We start from the raw sequence: 19,610 nt of genomic DNA on the forward strand, positions 1-19,610 counted from the left end.
CACCCGTCCGTACGCGTCGGAGCAGGTGGAACATGCCACAGGGAGGGGTCCGTCGATGGGGTTCAGGGGCAGGTTGCGCACGCTGGTGCCGGACACCCGGCGCAAGCAGCGGCGGCTGGTGCAGGGCGCCGCGCTCGGCTGCGTCCTGGCCCTCGCCCCGGCGACCTGGATGCACGCCGCCGCCGACAGCCGCCTCCGTGCCGTCGCCGACGTGCCCGCGCGGGAGGTCGCCGTGGTGTTCGGCGCCGGGCTGTGGAAGGGCCGCCCGACCCCGTACCTGGCGCACCGGCTCGACACGGCCGCCGCGCTCTATCGCGACGGGAAGGTGAAGGTCGTCCTCGTCACCGGCGACAACAGCCGCGCCGAGTACGACGAGCCCGACGCGATGCGCGCGTACCTGACCGAGCGCGGCGTGCCCGACGCGCGCATCGTCAGCGACTACGCCGGGTTCGACACCTGGGACTCCTGCGTCCGCGCCAAGAAGATCTTCGGCGTCGACCGGGCGGTCCTCGTCACGCAGGGCTTCCACATCCGGCGGGCCGTCGCCCTCTGCCAGGCGGCAGGCGTCGAGTCGTACGGTGTCGGGGTCGCCGAGCCGCACGACTCCGTCTGGTACTACGGCGGCGTACGGGAGCTGGCGGCGGCCGGCAAGGCGGCGCTCGACGCGGCGTTCCAGCCGGACCCGACGTTCCTGGGCCGCCAGGAGAGCGGCGTCCACGAGGCCCTCGCCTCGGCGGGCTGACGCGCACGGCGCCACGACAGCCCGGCGCTCACGGCTTCCGGCCGGCCGCCCGGAGCCCGACGTACCTCGTGCGTAATACGGCCGGACCTCGCGCGTAACACACACGTCGCACGCTCGATGGCATGCTCGCCGCCGCCACCACCTCCACGCACTGCCCGTACTGCGCCCTTCAGTGCGGGATGAACCTCAGGCCCGCCCAGGAGGGCGGGGTCGACGTCGTGGAGCGCACGGACTTCCCCGTCAACCGGGGTGCCCTGTGCGGTAAGGGACGTACCGCACCCGCCGTGCTCTCCTCCCGTGTGCGGCTCACCGGGCCGCTGATCCGAAACCACGCCACAGGCGCGCTCGAACCGGCCACCTGGGAGGAGGCACTGCGGACCGTCGCCGACGGACTGCGGCGCACCCGCGACACGCACGGGCCCGACGGGGTCGGGGTGTTCGGCGGCGGCGGGCTCACCAACGAGAAGGCGTACACGCTCGGCAAGTTCGCCCGGCTGGTCCTCGGCACCTCGCAGATCGACTACAACGGCCGTTTCTGCATGTCGTCCGCGGCGGCCGCGCACACCAAGGCGTTCGGCGTCGACCGGGGGCTGCCGTTCCCGCTGGAGGACATCCCGCGCACGGGGTGCGTGATCCTCGTCGGCTCGAACCTGGCCGAGACCATGCCCCCGGCGCTGCGCTACCTCACGGAGCTGAAGGAGAACGGCGGCAAACTGATCGTCGTCGACCCGCGCCGCACCCGCACCGCCGAGCAGGCCGACCTGCACATCGCGCCGCGCCCCGGCACCGACCTGGCGCTCGCGCTCGGACTCCTGCACCTGGTGGTCGCGGAGGGGCGCACGGACGAGGCGTTCATCGAGGAGCGCACCACCGGCTGGGCCGACGCGCGGGCCGCCGTCATGTCGCACTGGCCGACGCTCGTCGAGCGGATCACGGGCGTGCCGGTGCCGCAGCTGCGCGAGACGGTGCGGATGTTCTGCGACGCCGAGAACGCCATGGTGCTCACCGCGCGCGGCCCCGAACAGCAGTCCAAGGGCACCGACACGGTCGGCGCCTGGATCAACCTGTGCCTGGCCACCGGCCACGCCGGCCGCCCGCTGTCCGGGTACGGCTGCCTCACCGGGCAGGGCAACGGCCAGGGCGGCCGCGAGCACGGTCAGAAGGCCGACCAGCTCCCCGGCTACCGCAAGCTCGACGACCCGGCCGCCCGCGCCCACGTGGCGGCGGTCTGGGGCGTCGACCCGGAGACGCTGCCAGGACCCGGGCGCAGCGCGTACGAACTGCTCGACGCGCTCGGCCAGGACGTGAAGGCGCTGCTGCTGATGGGCTCCAACCCGGTCGTGTCCGCGCCGCGCGCCGCGCACATCGAGGAGCGGCTCAAGTCGCTGGACTTCCTGGCCGTCGCGGACGTCGTCCTGTCGGAGACGGCGGCGCTCGCGGACGTCGTGCTTCCGGTGACGCAGTGGGCCGAGGAGACCGGGACGATGACCAACCTGGAGGGCAGGGTGCTGCTGCGCCGCCGGGCGATCACCCCGCCCGACGGGGTCCGCAGCGATCTGGAGGTCCTGCACGGGCTCGCCGGGCTGCTCGGCTGGGAGAAGGGGTTCCCGACCGACGCCGAGGAGGTCTTCGAGGAGCTGCGCCGCGCGTCGGCGGGCGGCCTCGCGGACTACTCGGGCATCAGCTACCGGCGGATCGCGGAGGAGGACGGTGTCTTCTGGCCGTGCCCCGACCCCGGGCACCCGGGTACGCCGCGGCTGTTCCTGGACCGGTTCGCGACACCGGACGGGCGGGCCAGGTTCGTGCCGGTCACGCACCGGCCGGCCGCCGAGGAGCCGGACGAGGCGTACCCGGTGGTCCTGACGACGGGCCGGGTCGTCGCCCAGTACCAGTCGGGCGCCCAGACGCGGCGGGTCGCGGAGCTGACCGCCGCGGCGCCCGAGCCGTTCGTGGAGCTGCACCCGCGGCTCGCGGAGCGGCTGGGCGTGGCGGAGGGCGAGCGGGTCGCGGTGGTGTCGCGGCGCGGGCGGGCGGTCGCGCCGGCCCGGATCACGACGTCGATCCGCCCGGACACGGTGTTCATGCCGTTCCACTGGCCGGGCGAGGGCCGGGCCAACACGCTCACGAACCCGGCGCTCGACCCGACGTCGCGGATGCCGGAGTTCAAGGTGTGCGCGGTACGTCTGGAACCGGCCCGGGACTGAGCCAGTCGCCGCCCGCGATGACCGCGCCGAGCGCGGCGCGGGGCGCCGCGACGTACACCCAGGCCCGGACGGTCGCCCCGTCCCGTACGCGGACGACGTCGCAGGCCTCCCGCTCGTACAGATTGAGCGGATGGCCCGGCCCCAGGTACTCCTCCAGGCGGTCCAGTACGGAGAGCAGCTCCCCGTACCGGCCGGGCGCGGCGTGCACCAGCTCCCCGACGACGTGGGTGGTGCCGCAGGTGCCGCCGGTGCCGCCGGTGCCGCCGGTGCCGCCGGTGCCGCCGCGCACGGCGTACGGGTAGCCGGGGCCGTCGTGGAGGACGGCGCACGGCAGCCGGGCGGGCTCCTCGGCCGCCGTGCGCCCCTTCAGGAACCGGTCGTGGTTGGGCTCGCCGGGGCGGAGCGTCCCGTACACGAAGAACGGCAGCTCGCTCATGCCCGGTCGGTCTCCGCGGCGATCCACTCCAGGTAGCCGGCGCTTCCCCGCACCACCGGTGCGGCGATGATCTCCGGTGTTTCGTAGTCGTGGTGCCGCCGGATGTGCGCCTCCAGCGCCTCGTACCGGTCATCGGCGGTCTTGAAGAGCACCTGCCATTCCTCGGCGGTCTCGACGGCACCCTGCCAGCGGTAGACCGAGGTCACGGGCCCGTTGATCTGCGCGCAGGCGGCGAGCCGTGCCTCCACCGCGCTTCTCGCCAGCGCCTCGGCCTTCGCCGCGGCGTCGGTGGTGGTCAGTACGGTCAGTGCCTGTGCCGTGTTCCGGGCCTGTGCCTCGTTCGTCACGCCGTCGCTCCTTCGAACCGGGCCGCGTACAGCCCGGCGTGCGCCCCGTGCGCCGCCGGGCGGTTCGTCGTGCGTGCCCTGCTCGACGATACGGCCCTCAGGCCGCGTAGGGGTGGGCGGTGCGGGCGGTGCGCAGCGCGCCGCCCCACCAGGCGAGCTGGTCGAGGAGCTTCTTCGCGGCCGCGTCGGGGCCCGTGGGGTCCTTGGGGGTGCCGTCGTCGGCGAAGAGGGCGCCGGCGTTGTGGAAGGAGACCGTGTCGCGGACGGTCACGCTGTGCAGCTCGGCGAAGACCTGGCGGAGCTGCTCGACCGCGCGCAGGCCGCCGGACACGCCGCCGTACGAGACGAAGCCGACGGGCTTGGCCTGCCACTCCTGGTAGTGCCAGTCGATGAGGCTCTTGAGGGCGGCGGGGAAGGAGTGGTTGTACTCGGGGGTGAGGACGACGAACGCGTCGGCGGCGGCGAGGCGGGGGCTGACCTTGCCGAGCTCGGCGCGGACGGCGGGGGCGGGGTTGAAGGAGAGGGCGGTGGGGAGGTCGGTCTCGGCGAGGTCGACGACGTCGGCGGTGAGGTCGTCGCGCTCACGGATCCGGGAGAGGAACCAGTCGGCCACGACGGGGCCGAAGCGGCCTTCGCGGTTGCTGCCGAGGATGAGGGCGACCCGCAGGGGCGCGGCCTCCGTGGCGGTGGCGGCCGCGGGCTCCGTGGCGGGCGCGGGCCCCGTGGCGGGCGCGGGCGCGGCCTCCGTGGCGGGCGCGGGCTGGTTCGCGGGCGTCTCATGCGTGGTGAGGTCCATGCGCAGGAGCCTCACACCTCAACCAAACTTGAGGTCAAGCGCCGATCACGTCACCCATTCGGAACGCCCTCCGCCTGACCGCGTGTCACCGCCCTGACCTGCGCGGATACGGCCGGATGCGAGCTTGCCTGACGGGGCATCAGCAGGCGGAGCGCGGCGCTCGCGCCTTACCTCGGAGTCAGACACACCCGCCCGAAGCGCCTGCCCGGAGGACCCCCCATGCGCCCCACTGCCCGCTCGCTGACCGGTACCGCGCTCGCGGCCGTCTGCCTCGGCGCCCTCTCCGCCCTCACCGCGCCGTCGGCGTACGCCGGTGACTTCGGGGCGCTGGAGGTGAACCCGTCCACCGCCTCCCCCGGCACCACCGTCACCGTCAGCACCCGGGCGTGCGGGCCGAAGGGGCACGGCGTGGGCGACGCGCAGGCGCTGGGCGCGGGCGAGTTCAAGCTGCGGCCCGGCGCGCACAAGGAGCTCGCGGTCGGCCAGTTCGAGGTCCCGAAGCACACCAAGCCGGGCCGTTACGGCATCGGCGTGGCCTGCGACAACGGCAAGACCGCCACCGGCGACCTGGTCGTCAAGCACGGCGGTGGCGGCGGGCACGAGCACCACCGCCCCACCCACGAGCCGCCCCACCACCAGGAGCACGACGGGCCGCGCGGTCATGTGAAGACCGGCGTGGGCGGCAGCGTCGGCCCGGACACCACCCGGGTCGCGGCCGGCGTGGCGGTGCTCCTGGCGGCCGCGGGCGGTGGCGCGTGGCTGCTGCGCCGCCGGGCGAACGGCGGCCAGGGCGGCTGACCGACCGGGCGACCGACGGGCCGGCCCCGCCGACTGACGCGCCCGAGCAGCTCACAGGCCCAGGCGGCTGACGCCCCCGGGCGTGGGCACCGGCACTCCCAAGGTCCCGGCCCCCGGCCACCGAGCCGGCCACCGGCCCCCAGGTCCAGCCCCGGCCCCCGCGCCCCCACCAGCTCCCCGCCCCCGCCGCGCGGCCCCCGAGACGGCGGCGGGGGCGGGGGGACCCCGTACCGACGTCCGGGGGCCCCGATTCCAGGGCCCCGCACCGGAGGACGACCGCATGAGCAGTCCCGTCGAGTCGCCGGCCCGCAGCAAGGGCTGGGGCATAGCCGTGGCGGCGTGCGTCGGCCTGTGGCTGGTGCAGAGCGGCTCCGCCGAGGTCACGCCGCCGGTCCCGTCCGCCGCCGAGGCGTTCGCCGCCGGACCCGGGTGGCACACGTCGGCGGCCGCCGAACCGCTCCCCGCCTCCGCACCCGTACGCGTCCGCATCCCGCGCATCGGCGTCGACGCCCCGGTCATCCGGCTCGGCCTCGGCCCCGACGGCAGCCTGGACGTCCCGCCCGCCGGCCACCGCAACGTGGCCGGCTGGTACAAGGACGGCACCCCGCCGGGCGCCCTCGGCACGGCGATCATGGCCGGCCATGTCGACAACGCCCAGGGCCCGGCCGTCTTCTACGCGCTCGGCTCCCTGAAGAAGGGCGACCGGATCGAGGTCGCCCGGCTCGACGGGCGCACGGCGGTGTTCACGGTCGACGCGGTCGAGGTGTACGACAACGACGCCTTCCCCGACGACAAGGTGTACGGGCGGGCCGACCGCGCCGAGCTGCGCGTGATCACCTGCGGCGGCGCGTTCTCGCCGAAGAGCGGCTACCAGGGCAACGTCGTCGCGTACGCCCACCTCATCGGCGCCCGGTGACGGACCGCCCCCCGGACACGACCTACCCCCACTGGTCGAACGCCAGCTTCACCACCAGCGAGAACACGACCACCAGCAGCACCCCGCGCACGAACTCCGCGCCCTTCCGCAGCGCCGTCCGCGCCCCCAGCGTCCCGCCCGCCAGGTTGAACACGGCCATCAGCGCCGCCAGCCGCCACAGCACGTTGCCCTGGTACGCGAACATCGCCAGCGCCCCCGCGTTCGTGCACACGTTGACGACCTTGGCCGTGGCCGACGCGGTCACCAGGTCCAGGTGGAGTACCGCCGTGAGCGCCAGCACCAGGAACGTACCCGTGCCCGGCCCGAACAGCCCGTCGTAGAAGCCGATCCCGCCGCCCACCAGCACGATCGCGGTGACCACCCGGGCCCGCCGCACCGGCCCGTCGGGCGCGTGCCCGGTCCCGAAGGAGGGCCGCAGCAGCACGAAGGCCGCGACGCCCACCAGGACGGCCAGGATGACCGGCCTCAGCACCTCGCTGCTGATCCCCGCCGCGAAGAACGCCCCGCCCATCGACCCGGCCAGCGCGGCCAGCCCGATCCGTACGGCCGTCCACACCTGCACCGGCGCCTTGCGCACGTATGTGACGGCGGCGCCGGTCGTGCCGACGATGGCCACCGCCTTGTTGGTGCCGAGGCACTGGGCCGCCGGGACCTGCGGCACGCCCAGCAGCAGCGCCGGCAGGAGCAGCAGCCCGCCGCCGCCCACCACGGCGTCGATCCAGCCCGCCAGGAGCGCGGCGAGGCAGAGCAGCACGAGGGCGGTGAGCGAGATGTCCGGCATGCGCATGACCCTATGACCCGAGCGCGGGGGCGTGGGCGGCAGCCCCTCACGCCCCCCGCCGCTCCCCGCTGAGGTCAGCTTTCCTCCCGTGAAACAAACGGGATCCCGCCGGGTAACACCGCCGACGCACGCTGCTGGACATGAGTTCACGGATCGTGGTGGTCGGCGGAGGTACGGCGGGCGCACGCCTCGCCGAGCGGCTGCCCGTCACCCTGCTCGGCGAGGAGCCGCACGCCCCCTACAACAGGGTGCTGCTCGCGGACGTCCTGGCCGGCCGGTACGGGCCCGAGGTCATCGCCCTCCCCGCACCCCGGGGCGCGGCGGTGCGGCGCGGTGTACGCGTCACCCGCGTCGACCGGGAGGCCCGCGAGGTGCACTGCGACGACGGCACCCGGGTCGCATACGACCGGCTGGTTCTGGCCACCGGCTCCAACCCGGTGCTGCCGCCCCTGCGCGGCCTGGCCGGCACCGGCAGGCTGCCCGCAGGGGTGCACGCGTTCCGCACGCTCGACGACTGTCTGGCCCTGGACGCGCTGGTACGCCCCGGGGCGCGGGCCGTGGTGATCGGCGGCGGCCTCCTCGGGGTCTCCGCCGCCCGCGCCCTGGCGGCCAGAGGCGCCGACGTGATGCTGGCCCAGCAGGGCGAGCACCTCATGGAGCGCCAGCTCGACGCGAACGCGTCGCGACTGCTCCGCCACCACCTGGCCGCCGACCTCGGGGTCGAGGTGCACACCGAGTGCCGGGTGCGCGGCCTGAAGGTCGAGGACGGCGCCGTCAGGGCCGTCGAACTGGCCGACGGGTTCGTGCTGGACGCGGACCTCGTCGTGGTGGCGTGCGGGGTGCGCCCGCGGGTGGGCCTCGCCCTGGAGGCGGGCCTGGACGTGCGGCGCGGCATCGTCGTGGACGACGAGTTGCGCACCTCCGACCCGTACATCCACGCCGTCGGTGACTGCGCCGAGCACGACGGCCGGCTCTACGGCCTGGCGGGTGCCGCCCTGGAGCAGGCCGACGTCCTCGCGGACCTGCTGACGGGCGGCACCGCCGCCTACCGCGGCACCCGCGCCCTGACCCGCCTCAGCCTGGACGCCCTCGAACTCGCCGCGTTCGGCGACGCGGTACCGCAGCCGGGCGACGACACGGTCCAGCTGGCCGACGCGACCCGCGGGGCGTACCGGAAGGTCGTCGTCCGCGGCGACCGCCTGGTCGGCGGCGTCCTGCTGGGCGACCTCGGTGCGGTCGGGACGCTCGCCCGGGCGTGGGAGGGCGACGAGGCCCTCCCGGACGCGCCCCTGCTCCACCTGCTCACCCATGACGGAGGCTCCTGACATGCCGAACACGCCCGGGGCTGCGAACACGCCCACCATCGTCCTCGTCGGCCACGGCATGGTCGGCCAGCGCTTCCTGGAGGCACTCGCCGAGCGCGGCACGACCGAGCGGGCGCGGGTGGTCGTCCTGTGCGAGGAGCCCCGTCCCGCGTACGACAGGGTCCAGCTCACCTCGTACTTCTCCGGCAGGACGCCCGACGACCTGTCGATGGTGCCCGACGGCTTCATGGCGGAGCACGGCATCGAGCTGCACACCGACGACCCGGCGGTCGCCGTCGACCGCGCGGCCCGCACGGTGACGGCTCGGTCGGGCGCCACGTTCGCGTACGACACGCTGGTCCTGGCGACCGGCTCGTACCCCTTCGTGCCTCCCGTGCCGGGCAAGGACGCGACGGGCTGTTTCGTCTACCGCACGATCGAGGACCTCCTCGCGATCGAGGAGTACGCGAAGAACTCGACGACCGGCGCGGTCGTCGGCGGCGGTCTGCTGGGCCTGGAGGCGGCGGGCGCGCTCAAGGGCCTCGGCCTGGACGCGCACATCGTGGAGTTCGCGCCCCGGCTGATGCCGGTGCAGGTCGACGAGGGCGGCGGCGCGGCGCTGCTGCGCACCATCGAGGGCATGGGCCTCCAGGTCCACACCGGTGTCGGCACGCAGGAGGTCGTCGTCGGTGAGGACGGCGCGGTCACCGGGATGAGGCTGTCGGACGGCTCCGAGCTCGCCACGGACCTGGTGGTGTTCTCGGCCGGTGTCCGCCCCCGCGACCAGCTCGCCCGCGACTGCGGCCTGGAGGTCGGGGAGCGCGGCGGCGTCAAGGTCGACGAGCAGTGCCGTACGTCGGACCCGGCGGTGTTCGCGATCGGCGAGTGCGCGCTCGCGGCGGACGGCCGCGTGTACGGCCTGGTGGCGCCGGGCTACGAGATGGCGCTGACGGCGGCGGACACGATCGCGGGGCAGGAGTCGGCGTTCACCGGTGCGGACCTGTCGACGAAGCTGAAGCTGCTGGGCGTGGACGTGGCGTCGTTCGGTGACGCGCACGGCACGGCCGAGGGCTGCCTGGACGTCGTGTACGCGGACTCGCGGGCCGGGATCTACAAGAAGCTGGTCGTGTCGCCGGAGGGCGCGCTGCTGGGCGGTGTGCTGGTCGGCGACGCCGACTCGTACGGGATGCTGCGGCCGCTGACCGGGTCGGTGCCGCCGGTCTCGCCCGAGCAGCTGGTGCTGCCGGCGGGCGCGGGCGCGCCGGTGGCGCTGGGCCCGGAGGCGCTGCCGGACGACGCGGTGATCTGCTCCTGCCACAATGTGACCAAGGGCGCGATCTGCGAGCACACCACGCTGCCCGAGGTGAAGAAGTGCACCAAGGCCGGTACGGGCTGCGGCAGTTGCGTCAAGGTCATCCAGCAGCTCCTGCCGAAGAGCGGCGACGGCGGCCTGTGCGGGTGCTTCGCCAAGACGCGCCAGGAGCTGTACGAGATCGTGCAGGTGCTGCGGATCACGTCGTACGCCGAACTCCTCGACCGGTACGGGCGGGAGGCGGCCAGGGGCGGCGAGGGCTGCGAGATCTGCAAGCCGGTGGTCGCCTCGATCCTGGCGTCCCTGTCGCACGGCTACATCCTGGAGGGCGAGCAGGCGGCGCTGCAGGACACCAACGACCACTTCCTCGCCAACATGCAGAAGAACGGCTCGTACTCGATCGTGCCGCGCATCCCCGGCGGTGAGATCACGCCGGAGAAGCTCATCGTGATCGGTGAGGTGGCCCGGGACTTCGGGCTCTACACGAAGATCACGGGCGGTCAGCGGATCGACATGTTCGGAGCGCGCGTCGAGCAGCTCCCGGCGATCTGGGCGCGGCTCGTGGACGCGGGCTTCGAGTCGGGGCACGCGTACGGCAAGGCGCTGCGGACCGTGAAGTCCTGCGTGGGGCAGACCTGGTGCCGGTACGGCGTGCAGGACTCGGTGCGCATGGCGATCGACCTGGAGCTGCGCTACCGGGGGCTGCGGGCGCCGCACAAGCTGAAGTCGGCGGTGTCCGGCTGTCAGCGCGAGTGCGCGGAGGCCCAGTCGAAGGACTTCGGCGTCATCGCCACGGCCAACGGCTGGAACCTGTACGTCGGCGGCAACGGCGGCGCGACGCCGCGCCACGCGGACCTGCTGGCCAAGGACCTGTCCGACGCCGAGCTGATCCGGCTGATCGACCGGTTCCTCATGTACTACATCCGCACGGCGGAGCGCCTGGAGCGTACGGCGCCGTGGGTGGAGCGGATCGGTCTCGACCACGTACGGGAGGTCGTGGTCGAGGACTCTCTGGGCATCGGCGACGAGCTGGACGCGCTGATGGCCCGGCATGTGGCGCGGTACCGCGACGAGTGGGCCGAGACGCTTCAGGACCCGGAGCGGCTGCGCCGGTTCGTGTCCTTCGTGAACGCCCCGGAGACACCGGACCCGTCGGTGCGGTTCATGCCGGAGCGGGACCAGATCAAGCCCGACCTGACGGTCCTCACCCTGGAAGGGGTCACCGCCCGATGAAGCTCGAACTCTCCCCCGTCGACGGGAGCTGGCTGACGGTGTGCGACATGGACGCGCTGACGCCGGGCCGCGGCATGGCGGCCCTGCTGCCGGACGGCCGGCAGGCGGCACTGTTCCGTGACCGGTCGGGGAAGCTGTACGCGATCGACAACCGGGACCCGTTCACGGGCGCCCAGGTGCTGTCGCGGGGCCTGATCGGCTCGGCGGACGGCCGGACGTTCGTGGCGTCGCCGCTGCTGAAGCAGCGCTTCGACCTGGAGACGGGGCGGTGCCTGGACGACGACGAGGTGACGGTGGCGGTGTACCCGGTACGGACGGCCTAGCCGACGGACGGCTCGGGTTCCGGGGCGGGGGCCGCTGCCCCCGCCCTGCCGGACGGGCTGAGGCTCAGCCCTCGGACTGCTGTGCCGCACGCATCTTGTCGACGTCCATCCAGACGACCTCCCACAGGTGGTGGTCCGGGTCCTGGAAGGACCGGCCGTACATCCAGTCCCCGTACTCCTGGGGCTCGTTGGACGGGGCGCCGCCGTTGGCGAGGGCCGCGTCGACGAGCTCGTCGACCTTGGCGCGGCTCTCGGCGCTGAGCGCGATGATGGCCTCGGTGCTGGTGGACGCGTCCGCCACCTCCTTCTTCGTGAAGCTCTTGAAGAACGGCTCGGTCAGCAGCATCGCGAAGATCGTGTCGCTGAAGACCAGACAGGCGCCGTTCTCGTCGGTGAACTCCGGGTTGAAGGAGTAGCCGAGCTTCGTCCAGAAGGCCTTGGACGCCTCCAGGTCCTTCACGGGCAGGTTCACGAAGATCATCTGAGCGGTCATGGCGGGTTCTCTCCATCCGGTGTGTCGCTTACGCAGGGGTAGACCGGGGGCCCCGGCAGAACTCATCGCCGGCCGGGAAGATCTTTTCCCGCGTTGCGACGCCCGGTCCTCCGATCCAGCGTCGTCCGCATGGGCTCCACCGGCCGGAGGTCTGGAGCGAGCGGCCGGCCGCGCTCAAGGAGCTCCTTGAGAGCTGACCGACGCACGCCGCTTCCCCTTCATCGGTCGTTGACGCACCGTCAATCCGGGACTCATAGGTTCCGGCATCGCGCGACCCCGTCGCCGCACGGTGCGGCGGGGCGTCACGACACCCCTCTGGAGTGACAGTGGAACGTCGCAGTTTCCTGCGTGGAGCGGTCGCCGGCGGCACCGCAGCGGCCTTCGGCTACACCCTGATGCAGGGCGCGGCCTACGCGGCCCCCGCCCAGCCCGGCCCCGGCCCGTACGGTGCGCTCGGCGCCGCGGACGCCAACGGCATCCAGCTCCCGGCCGGCTTCACCAGCCGGGTCATAGCCCGCTCCGGCCAGAACGTCGGCTCCACCTCCTACAAGTGGCACAGCGCCCCCGACGGCGGCGCGTGCTTCGCCGACGGCTCGGGCTGGATCTACGTCTCCAACTCGGAGATCTCCAGCACCGGCGGGGCGAGCGCCATCAGGTTCGACTCGTCCGGCACCATCACCAGCGCCTACCGCATCCTCTCCAACACCAACCGCAACTGCGCGGGCGGCGCGACGCCGTGGAACACCTGGCTGTCCTGCGAGGAGGTCAGCTCGGGGTACGTGTACGAGACCGACCCGTGGGGTGTGAACTCCGCCGTCCGCCGCGCCGCCATGGGCCGGTTCAACCACGAGGCGGCCGCCGCCGACCCGGTCCGCAAGGTGGTGTACCTGACCGAGGACGCGTCGGACGGCTGCTTCTACCGGTTCGTCCCGAGCACCTGGGGCGATCTGTCGTCCGGCACCCTCCAGGTACTCAAGGCCGGCTCGGGCACGTCCGGCAGCTTCACCTGGGCGACCGTGCCCGACCCGGACGGGTCCCCGACGGCGACCCGCAAGCAGGTCTCCGGCGCGAAGCGGTTCAACGGCGGCGAGGGCTGCCACTACGCCAACGACACCGTCTGGTTCACCACCAAGGGCGACAACCGCGTCTGGCAGCTGAACCTCGCGAGCAGCACGTACGAGCTGGCCTACGACGACTCGCTGGTGTCGGGCACCGCCCCGCTCACCGGTGTCGACAACGTCACCGGCGCGTCCTCGGGCGACCTGTACGTCGCCGAGGACGGCGGCAACATGGAGATCTGCCTGATCACGCCGGACGACGTGGTGGCGCCGTTCCTGCGGATCAACGGCCAGTCGAGCTCCGAGATCTGCGGCCCGGCGTTCTCGCCGGACGGCAAGCGGCTGTACTTCTCCAGCCAGCGCGGCACGACCGGCAGCTCGTCCGGCGGCATCACCTACGAGGTGACGGGGCCGTTCCGCGCGTAGCGGCGCGGCCGCTCCCGAAGCTCGGGCTGGGCGCCGCCGTGCAGCAGGGCGGCGCCCAGTGGCGTCAGGGTGTGCAGCACGGAGCTGCCCTGCCGCAGGGTGACCACGAGGCCGGCGTCGCGCAGGACGCCCGCGTGCTGGCTGGCCGACGCGAGGGAGACGCCGGCGCGGCGGGCCAGCTCGCTGGTGGTGCCGCCGTGGCCTATGGCCCGCAGGACGGCGGAGCGGGTGTGGCCGACGAGCCGGCCGAGCGGCGACCCGCAGACCTCCCCGGACGCGGCCGGGGCGTCCGTGTGCGTGACCGGGTAGACGAGGACCGGCGGCAGCTCCGGGTCCCGGTACATCACGGCGGTGCCGCGGCAGAAGTACGAGGGCTGGAGCAGCAGCCCGCGTCCGTCGAGCCGCAGGTCGCGGTCGACCGGGTAGTCGGCTTCCAGGACGGGCGCGCGCCAGCGCAGCATCGGCGGCAGGGAGGCGAGCAGTTCGTCGGCGCCGCCGTCGAGCAGCGCCCGGCCGCGCACGGCCCGATCGGCCTCCACGCGTGCCTGGATGTACGTCCAGTACGGCTCGACGGCCGCCCGGTGGTAGCCGCGCAGGGCGCCCAGGAGGCGGTTGAGGGCCTCCGGGCGGCCCTCCGCGAGTGCCGCCGTCCAGGAGGGCAGCGGGGCCGCGGCGGGGCGCTCGGCGGCGAGCAGCGCCAGTTCGGTGTGGAGCCGGGCCGGCGGGGTCTCCCGTACGGCTTCGAGTGCCGTGTCGAGGCCGTGCAGGCCCTGCGGCGGAGTCAGGAAGTCCGGGAAATAGCCCCGGGCCGGGACGAGCGCGCCCAGCAGCCGCGTTTCCCCGTTCAGCCGCGTCCGCGTTTGGGAGCGCCATTCCCCGTAGACCAGGGCGCCGCGCCGGTCCCGCAAACGGTGAAAGCTGAGAACCGTTTCCCAGAGCACGTCGGGCCGGGCCGCCATCCTGACCCCGGCCAGATCGGCACCGGTGAAATGTATACGAAGCACTGAACCCCCACCTGTTGCATCCGCAATCACCCCCCACCGATGAGTATGCATGCCATCACAGGTTGTTACCACGGCATTTCAGCCACACTTGAAACGCGTCGCGGGCGGCGGCCCTGAACCGAAAAGCTGTACGCCGTCGGACAGGAAACCTTCAGGACCGAGGTGGCGTGTCGGAAGACCGTGGGGGGCTTCTCGCGCCCGGCGGCGGACCTGAAAGGTTGCGGCTCTCCTGTCTGGCAGGGGTAATGGGGCGCGGTCGGCGGGTGGGGATCCGGTGGCCGCGCTCCGCCCGTTGTTTGCGGGCACCAAGCCCGGGAATTGACGCGATGTGACCCGTCCGTAAAAAGTCCGGACTTCAACTTGCCGGGAATTCAAACGGTCTTGATTCAACAGGAACTTACATTTCCGCCGGAAGTCGACCGGGGACAAAAGAGCACGGGGCGGACACCTCCGCACAAGGTGTCCGCCCCGTTTCGTGGTACCGGAGCCGCCGCCGATCGGTGAGGGTCGGGTGACAGACGGCGGCTCCGGTGGCCGGGGGGTTACGCCGCGGATACGGCGGGCCGCGTCAGCGGCCGGTGGACAGCCGCCGGATCGGCGGCCGTCGACTCGAACGGCCGGTGGCTCAGCGGCTGTCGCTGCCGGAGGACTGGGCGGCCGCGCGGCCGGCCTCCAGACGCGCTACCGGGATCCGGAACGGCGAGCAGGACACGTAGTCCAGACCCACCTCGTGGAAGAAGTGCACCGACTCCGGGTCGCCGCCGTGCTCGCCGCAGACGCCGAGCTTGATGTCGGGGCGGGTCGCCCGCCCGGACTGGACCGCGCTGCGCACCAGCGAGCCCACGCCGTCCTTGTCGATCGTCTCGAACGGGCTGACGCCGAAGATGCCCTTCTCCAGGTACGCCGTGAAGAAGCTGGCCTCCACGTCGTCCCGCGAGAAGCCCCACACGGTCTGCGTGAGGTCGTTGGTGCCGAAGGAGAAGAACTCGGCGGCCTCCGCGATCTGCCCGGCGGTCACGGCGGCGCGCGGCAGCTCGATCATGGTGCCGAGCGCCAGCTTCAGCTCGACGCCGGTGCGCTGCTGCACCTCGGCGATGACCTGCTCGGCCTCCTCGCGGACCAGCTCCAGCTCCTGCACCGTGCCGACCAGCGGAATCATGATCTCGGCGCGCGGGTCGCCCTTGGCCTCGATCCGCTGGGCCGCGGCCTCGGCGATCGCCCGCACCTGCATGGTGAACAGGCCGGGGATGACCAGACCGAGGCGGACACCGCGCAGACCCAGCATCGGGTTCTGCTCGTGCAGCCGGTGCACGGCCTGGAGCAGGCGCAGCTCGTTCTCGTGCGGCTCCTTGCGGGACTCCGCGAGCGCGACGCGCACCGACAGCTCGGTGATGTCGGGCAGGAACTCGTGCAGCGGCGGGTCCAGGAGGCGGACCGTCACCGGCAGGCCGTCCATCGCCTCGAACAGCTCGACGAAGTCGCTCTTCTGCAGCGGCAGGAGCTGCTCCAGGGCCTCCTCGCGCTCGCTGTCGGTGTCGGCGAGGATGAGCCGCTCGACGTACTGGCGGCGGTCGCCGAGGAACATGTGCTCGGTGCGGCACAGGCCGATGCCCTGGGCGCCGAACCGGCGGGCGCGCAGGGCGTCCTCGGCGTTGTCGGCGTTGGCGCGCACCCGCAGCCGGCGGACGCGGTCCGCGTAGGCCATGATCCGGTGGACGGCCTGGACCAGCTCGTCGGCGTCGTCGGCGCCCGCGTGCATCCGGCCCTCGAAGTACTCGACGACCGGCGACGGTACGACGGGTACCTCACCGAGGTACACCTTGCCGGTGGAGCCGTCGATGGAGACGACGTCGCCCTCCTCCACGACGTGCCCGCCGGGCACCGTCATACGGCGGCGCTTGGTGTCGACCTCCAGCTCCTCGGCGCCGCAGACACAGGTCTTGCCCATGCCGCGGGCGACGACGGCGGCGTGCGAGGTCTTGCCGCCGCGCGAGGTCAGGATGCCCTCGGCCGCGATCATGCCGTCGAGGTCGTCGGGGTTGGTCTCCCGGCGGATGAGGATGACCTTCTCGCCGGACCGGGACCACTTGACGGCGGTGTACGAGTCGAAGACCGCCTTGCCGACCGCGGCGCCGGGCGACGCGGCGATACCGCGCGCGACCTTCTCCACCTTCGCGTTCTCGTCGAAGCGCGGGAACATGAGCTGGGCGAGCTGCGCGCCGTTGACGCGCTGGAGCGCCTCGGCCTCGTCGATGAGGCCCTGGTCGACGAGCTGCGTGGCGATCCGGAAGGCGGCACCGGCGGTGCGCTTGCCGACTCGGGTCTGGAGCATCCAGAGCTGGCCGCGCTCGATGGTGAACTCGATGTCGCAGAGATCCTTGTAGTGGTTCTCCAGCGTCTCCATGATGCCCATGAGCTGGTCGTACGACTTCTTGTCGATCGACTCCAGGTCGGCGAGCGGCACGGTGTTGCGGATGCCGGCGACGACGTCCTCGCCCTGGGCGTTCTGCAGGTAGTCGCCGTAGACGCCCTGGTGGCCGGAGGCGGGGTCGCGGGTGAAGGCGACACCGGTGCCGGAGTCGGGGCCGAGGTTGCCGAACACCATGGAGCAGATGTTGACGGCGGTGCCGAGGTCGTGCGGGATGCGCTCCTGGCGGCGGTACAGCTTGGCGCGGTCGCCGTTCCAGGAGTCGAAGACGGCCTTGATGGCCAGGTCCATCTGCTCGCGCGGGTCCTGCGGGAAGTCGCGGCCGGCCTCGGCCTTGACGATCTTCTTGAAGTGCTTGACGAGCTTCTTGAGGTCGGCGGCCTCCAGGTCGGTGTCGACCGTGACCTTCTTGGCCTGCTTCGCCTCGTCGAGGGCGTCCTCGAAGAGCTCGCCGTCGACACCGAGGACGGTCTTGCCGAACATCTGGATGAGGCGGCGGTAGGAGTCCCAGGCGAAGCGCTCGTCGCCGGACTGCTTGGCCAGGCCCTCGACGGACGTGTCGGAGAGTCCGATGTTGAGGACGGTGTCCATCATGCCCGGCATGGAGAACTTGGCGCCGGAGCGGACGGAGACGAGGAGCGGGTTGTCGGCCTGGCCGAGCTTCTTGCCCATGTTCCGCTCGAGGGCGTCGAGGTGCGCACTCACCTCGTCGCGCAGCTCGGCGGGCTCGGAGCCGCTCTCCAGGTAGACCTTGCACGCTTCGGTGGTGATCGTGAAGCCCGGAGGCACCGGGAGACCGAGGTTGGTCATCTCGGCGAGGTTGGCGCCTTTACCACCGAGAAGGTCCTTGAGGTCCTTGTTGCCCTCGGTGAAGTCGTACACGAACTTCTGATCTTTGTTTTCCGACACGGGTCTCGACTCCTCGAGGACGACGTGGCTGCCCTGACGGCGAGGAACATACCCAGATCGAAGGCTTCTGGGTACGTACGCCTACCCGTCATAGGGGGTTAACCACCCGTCCGCCAGCAGATCGAAAGTTACGCGGCGGTTTCTGTCAGGGCGGCGGAAGGTTCACCCCTTGAACCGACATGGTCAAGAAGCCCCCAAAGACCGCTCATCTGAGCGTGCACCCCGCACACTTGCCTTCAACTCTTGAACGCAAAATGAGTGGCACTCAGTGCCATCATTTGAGAAGTACACCCGCCCATTACACGCTCATCTGAGCGCAACCCCGATCAAGGGTGGCGAGAATCACGCCGTCGCGGGGCCCGGAATCCCACGATCCGGACGCGCCCTGAGGGGCCCCTCAGGGCCCCCAGAAGCCCCGGGATCAGCCCCGGAGGTGTCCAGTTCGGCCTCCGCGCTGACGGCGGAGCAGTCGTACGGGACCCAATCCTCGACGCCGCCCTCGCACTGCTCGGCCCAGGGGCCTCACAGGCTTCGGGACGGCTGCGGCGGACTCCGTCCGCCGACTCGGGGCGGACCGACGGCGTGCCGCCCTCACCCCCCGGAGGTGTCCAGTTCGGCCTCCGCGCTGACGGCGGAGCAGTCGTACGGGTCCTTCAGCCAGCCGTCCGGGAGGACGACCCGGTTGTTTCCGGATGTCCGGCCGCGTGGGCCGTCGGCGCCGGTGGGCCACGGCTGGTCCAGGTCCAGCTCGCTCAACTGAGCGCGCAGCTCGTCCAGGGACGACGTGACGGCCAGGCGCTTTCGCATCTCCGAGCCGACCGCGAAGCCCTTCAGGTACCAGGCCACGTGCTTGCGGAAGTCGATGACGCCCCGCGACTCGTCCCCGATCCACTCCCCCAGCAGCCGCGCGTGGCGCACCATCACGTCCGCGACCTGCCGCAGCGTCGGCGTCGCCGCCGTGCCCGTGCCCTCGAAGGCGGCCACGAGGTCGCCGAAGAGCCACGGCCGGCCGAGGCAGCCGCGGCCCACGACCACGCCGTCGCAGCCGGTCTCGCGCATCATCCGCAGGGCGTCGTCCGCCGACCAGATGTCGCCGTTGCCGAGCACCGGCACCTCCGGCACATGCTCCTTCAGCCGGGCGATGGCGTCCCAGTCGGCCGTGCCGCCGTAGTGCTGGGCGGCGGTGCGCCCGTGCAGGGCGATCGCGGTCACGCCCTCCTCGACGGCGATCCGCCCCGCGTCGAGGTACGTGATGTGGTCGTCGTCGATGCCCTTGCGCATCTTCATCGTGACCGGCAGGTCCCCGGCGTTGGTCACCGCCTCGTGCAGGATCGCCCGCAGCAGCGGCCGCTTGTACGGCAGCGCGGAGCCGCCGCCCTTGCGGGTCACCTTCGGCACCGGGCAGCCGAAGTTCAGGTCGATGTGGTCGGCGAGGTCCTCGTCCACGATCATCCGGACCGCCTTGCCGACCGTGACCGGGTCCACTCCGTAGAGCTGGATCGACCGGGGCGTCTCCGTCTCGTCGAAGTGGATGAGCTGCATGGTCTTCTCGTTGCGCTCGACCAGCGCCCGGGTCGTGATCATCTCGCTCACGAACAGCCCCTTGCCGCCGGAGAACTCCCGGCAGAGGGTGCGGAACGGGGCGTTGGTGATACCGGCCATCGGGGCGAGCACCACCGGCGGCTGCACGGTGTGCGGGCCGATGGAGAGGGGGCTGAACGCGGTCATGCCCCCCATTGTCCCGTACGTGCGCGTGGGCCCCGGCCGCCTCGGAAGCGGCGGCCGGGGCCCACACATCAGGGTCGGGTGTCGATGTCAGCTGTTCAGCTGTTCTGCTCCGGCGCACGGGTGCGCTCTCGCATCTTGCGCAGCAGCTCCTGCTTCGCGTCACCGCCGTCTGCCGTGCTGCCGGCGGCGCGGGGAGGGGCGGAGCTCTGGCCCCGGTCGCCGCGGGACAGCTTCTTGCGCTGCCCGCCCACGCCGAGCAGGTTGTTGCGGCTCTTGGCCATGGGGTCTCCCTCAAGGGTGAGAAGTCGTCCGAAAGGTCTCTGCAGGGCGCCATGGGCGTCAGAAGGCCCG

Annotated in this window: 17 protein-coding genes; 8 read left to right on the top strand and 9 right to left on the bottom strand. The window is 72.4% G+C overall.

Annotated features, from left to right (window positions below; genetic code table 11):
- The first annotated feature begins 55 nt into the window (after positions 1–55).
- Both HTZ82_RS21705 and HTZ82_RS21710 read left to right on the top strand, forming a co-directional pair.
- Positions 56–742: a vancomycin high temperature exclusion protein gene (locus HTZ82_RS21705; RefSeq protein WP_175411116.1), complete on the top strand. Its 687-nt coding sequence runs from the start codon at positions 56–58 to the stop codon at positions 740–742.
- 122 nt (positions 743–864) lie between these two features.
- The gene (locus tag HTZ82_RS21710; protein ID WP_175411117.1) at positions 865–2,946 is read left to right on the top strand and encodes a molybdopterin oxidoreductase family protein; all 2,082 of its coding nucleotides are present in this window, start codon (positions 865–867) and stop codon (positions 2,944–2,946) included.
- Here the strand turns inward: HTZ82_RS21710 and HTZ82_RS21715 are convergent.
- The 3 genes from HTZ82_RS21715 to HTZ82_RS21725 all read right to left on the bottom strand — a co-directional run bounded on the left by HTZ82_RS21715 (position 2,906) and on the right by HTZ82_RS21725 (position 4,525).
- The gene (locus HTZ82_RS21715; RefSeq protein WP_175411118.1) at positions 2,906–3,382 is read right to left on the bottom strand and encodes a gamma-glutamylcyclotransferase family protein; all 477 of its coding nucleotides are present in this window, start codon (positions 3,380–3,382) and stop codon (positions 2,906–2,908) included. The genes HTZ82_RS21710 and HTZ82_RS21715 overlap by 41 nt on opposite strands.
- Complete coding sequence (gene cutA / locus HTZ82_RS21720; protein WP_175411119.1) at positions 3,379–3,729, bottom strand: divalent-cation tolerance protein CutA; 351 nt, start codon at positions 3,727–3,729, stop codon at positions 3,379–3,381. Before cutA ends, HTZ82_RS21715 begins: the two co-directional genes overlap by 4 nt.
- A 97-nt stretch (positions 3,730–3,826) precedes the next feature.
- Positions 3,827–4,525 (bottom strand): NADPH-dependent FMN reductase, encoded by a 699-nt coding sequence (locus HTZ82_RS21725; protein WP_175411120.1) that lies wholly within the window; start codon positions 4,523–4,525, stop codon positions 3,827–3,829.
- A 219-nt stretch (positions 4,526–4,744) separates the two neighbouring features.
- On the opposite strand from HTZ82_RS21725, the gene HTZ82_RS21730 reads away from it, so the two are divergent.
- Both HTZ82_RS21730 and HTZ82_RS21735 read left to right on the top strand, forming a co-directional pair.
- Positions 4,745–5,323, top strand: coding sequence for a hypothetical protein (locus tag HTZ82_RS21730; protein WP_175411121.1), 579 nt, complete (start codon positions 4,745–4,747; stop codon positions 5,321–5,323).
- A 280-nt stretch (positions 5,324–5,603) separates the two neighbouring features.
- A complete protein-coding gene (locus HTZ82_RS21735; RefSeq protein WP_175411122.1) occupies positions 5,604–6,239 on the top strand; it encodes a class F sortase in 636 nt (211 codons plus the stop codon).
- 22 nt (positions 6,240–6,261) lie between these two features.
- On the opposite strand, the gene HTZ82_RS21740 is transcribed toward HTZ82_RS21735, so the two are convergent.
- Complete coding sequence (locus HTZ82_RS21740) at positions 6,262–7,041, bottom strand: TSUP family transporter (RefSeq protein WP_175411123.1); 780 nt, start codon at positions 7,039–7,041, stop codon at positions 6,262–6,264.
- 140 nt (positions 7,042–7,181) lie between these two features.
- Here HTZ82_RS21740 and HTZ82_RS21745 point away from each other — a divergent pair, with 140 nt between their 5' ends.
- From HTZ82_RS21745 to nirD, 3 genes are read left to right on the top strand one after another with little or no spacing between them, the layout of a single operon-like run.
- Positions 7,182–8,366 (top strand): NAD(P)/FAD-dependent oxidoreductase, encoded by a 1,185-nt coding sequence (locus tag HTZ82_RS21745; RefSeq protein ID WP_175411124.1) that lies wholly within the window; start codon positions 7,182–7,184, stop codon positions 8,364–8,366.
- 1 nt (position 8,367) lies between these two features.
- Positions 8,368–10,890: a nitrite reductase large subunit NirB gene (nirB, locus tag HTZ82_RS21750; protein ID WP_175411125.1), complete on the top strand. Its 2,523-nt coding sequence runs from the start codon at positions 8,368–8,370 to the stop codon at positions 10,888–10,890.
- Entirely contained in the window at positions 10,887–11,213 is a 327-nt protein-coding gene (nirD, locus tag HTZ82_RS21755; protein WP_175411126.1) for a nitrite reductase small subunit NirD, read from the top strand. Before nirB ends, nirD begins: the two co-directional genes overlap by 4 nt.
- A gap of 64 nt (positions 11,214–11,277) precedes the next feature.
- On the opposite strand, the gene HTZ82_RS21760 is transcribed toward nirD, so the two are convergent.
- A complete protein-coding gene (locus HTZ82_RS21760; RefSeq protein ID WP_175411127.1) occupies positions 11,278–11,706 on the bottom strand; it encodes a VOC family protein in 429 nt (142 codons plus the stop codon).
- 326 nt (positions 11,707–12,032) lie between these two features.
- Between HTZ82_RS21760 and HTZ82_RS21765 the strand changes: the two genes are divergently transcribed.
- A complete protein-coding gene (locus HTZ82_RS21765) occupies positions 12,033–13,190 on the top strand; it encodes an alkaline phosphatase PhoX (protein ID WP_175411128.1) in 1,158 nt (385 codons plus the stop codon).
- Here HTZ82_RS21765 and HTZ82_RS21770 read toward each other — a convergent pair.
- The 4 genes from HTZ82_RS21770 to HTZ82_RS21785 all read right to left on the bottom strand — a co-directional run bounded on the left by HTZ82_RS21770 (position 13,160) and on the right by HTZ82_RS21785 (position 19,540).
- Entirely contained in the window at positions 13,160–14,194 is a 1,035-nt protein-coding gene (locus HTZ82_RS21770; protein ID WP_175411129.1) for a helix-turn-helix transcriptional regulator, read from the bottom strand. The genes HTZ82_RS21765 and HTZ82_RS21770 overlap by 31 nt on opposite strands.
- Before the next feature lie 625 nt (positions 14,195–14,819).
- On the bottom strand, positions 14,820–17,531 hold the full coding sequence (gene ppdK / locus HTZ82_RS21775; RefSeq protein WP_175411130.1) for a pyruvate, phosphate dikinase: 2,712 nt from the start codon (positions 17,529–17,531) through the stop codon (positions 14,820–14,822).
- Positions 17,532–18,122: 591 nt separating this feature from the next.
- Positions 18,123–19,259: a tRNA dihydrouridine synthase DusB gene (gene dusB, locus HTZ82_RS21780; RefSeq protein ID WP_175411131.1), complete on the bottom strand. Its 1,137-nt coding sequence runs from the start codon at positions 19,257–19,259 to the stop codon at positions 18,123–18,125.
- A 95-nt stretch (positions 19,260–19,354) separates the two neighbouring features.
- On the bottom strand, positions 19,355–19,540 hold the full coding sequence (locus HTZ82_RS21785) for a DUF6243 family protein (RefSeq protein WP_175411132.1): 186 nt from the start codon (positions 19,538–19,540) through the stop codon (positions 19,355–19,357).
- Positions 19,541–19,610 lie beyond the last annotated feature (70 nt).

This window comes from Streptomyces sp. TRM64462, from assembly GCF_013362995.1.
In the GTDB taxonomy this organism is placed as follows: Bacteria; Actinomycetota; Actinomycetes; order Streptomycetales; family Streptomycetaceae; genus Streptomyces.

Bases quoted from the DNA above. Each gene is read 5' to 3' on its own strand.
- HTZ82_RS21705 (WP_175411116.1), top strand. From the start codon at position 56: ATGGGGTTCAGGGGCAGGTTGCGCACGCTGGTGCCGGACACCCGGCGC.
- HTZ82_RS21740 (WP_175411123.1), bottom strand. From the start codon at position 7,041: ATGCCGGACATCTCGCTCACCGCCCTCGTGCTGCTCTGCCTCGCCGCG.
- HTZ82_RS21710 (WP_175411117.1), top strand. From the start codon at position 865: ATGCTCGCCGCCGCCACCACCTCCACGCACTGCCCGTACTGCGCCCTT.
- nirB (WP_175411125.1), top strand. From the start codon at position 8,368: ATGCCGAACACGCCCGGGGCTGCGAACACGCCCACCATCGTCCTCGTC.
- HTZ82_RS21730 (WP_175411121.1), top strand. From the start codon at position 4,745: ATGCGCCCCACTGCCCGCTCGCTGACCGGTACCGCGCTCGCGGCCGTC.
- HTZ82_RS21725 (WP_175411120.1), bottom strand. From the start codon at position 4,525: ATGGACCTCACCACGCATGAGACGCCCGCGAACCAGCCCGCGCCCGCC.
- HTZ82_RS21715 (WP_175411118.1), bottom strand. From the start codon at position 3,382: ATGAGCGAGCTGCCGTTCTTCGTGTACGGGACGCTCCGCCCCGGCGAG.
- HTZ82_RS21760 (WP_175411127.1), bottom strand. From the start codon at position 11,706: ATGACCGCTCAGATGATCTTCGTGAACCTGCCCGTGAAGGACCTGGAG.
- HTZ82_RS21735 (WP_175411122.1), top strand. From the start codon at position 5,604: ATGAGCAGTCCCGTCGAGTCGCCGGCCCGCAGCAAGGGCTGGGGCATA.
- nirD (WP_175411126.1), top strand. From the start codon at position 10,887: ATGAAGCTCGAACTCTCCCCCGTCGACGGGAGCTGGCTGACGGTGTGC.
- dusB (WP_175411131.1), bottom strand. From the start codon at position 19,259: ATGACCGCGTTCAGCCCCCTCTCCATCGGCCCGCACACCGTGCAGCCG.
- HTZ82_RS21785 (WP_175411132.1), bottom strand. From the start codon at position 19,540: ATGGCCAAGAGCCGCAACAACCTGCTCGGCGTGGGCGGGCAGCGCAAG.
- HTZ82_RS21745 (WP_175411124.1), top strand. From the start codon at position 7,182: ATGAGTTCACGGATCGTGGTGGTCGGCGGAGGTACGGCGGGCGCACGC.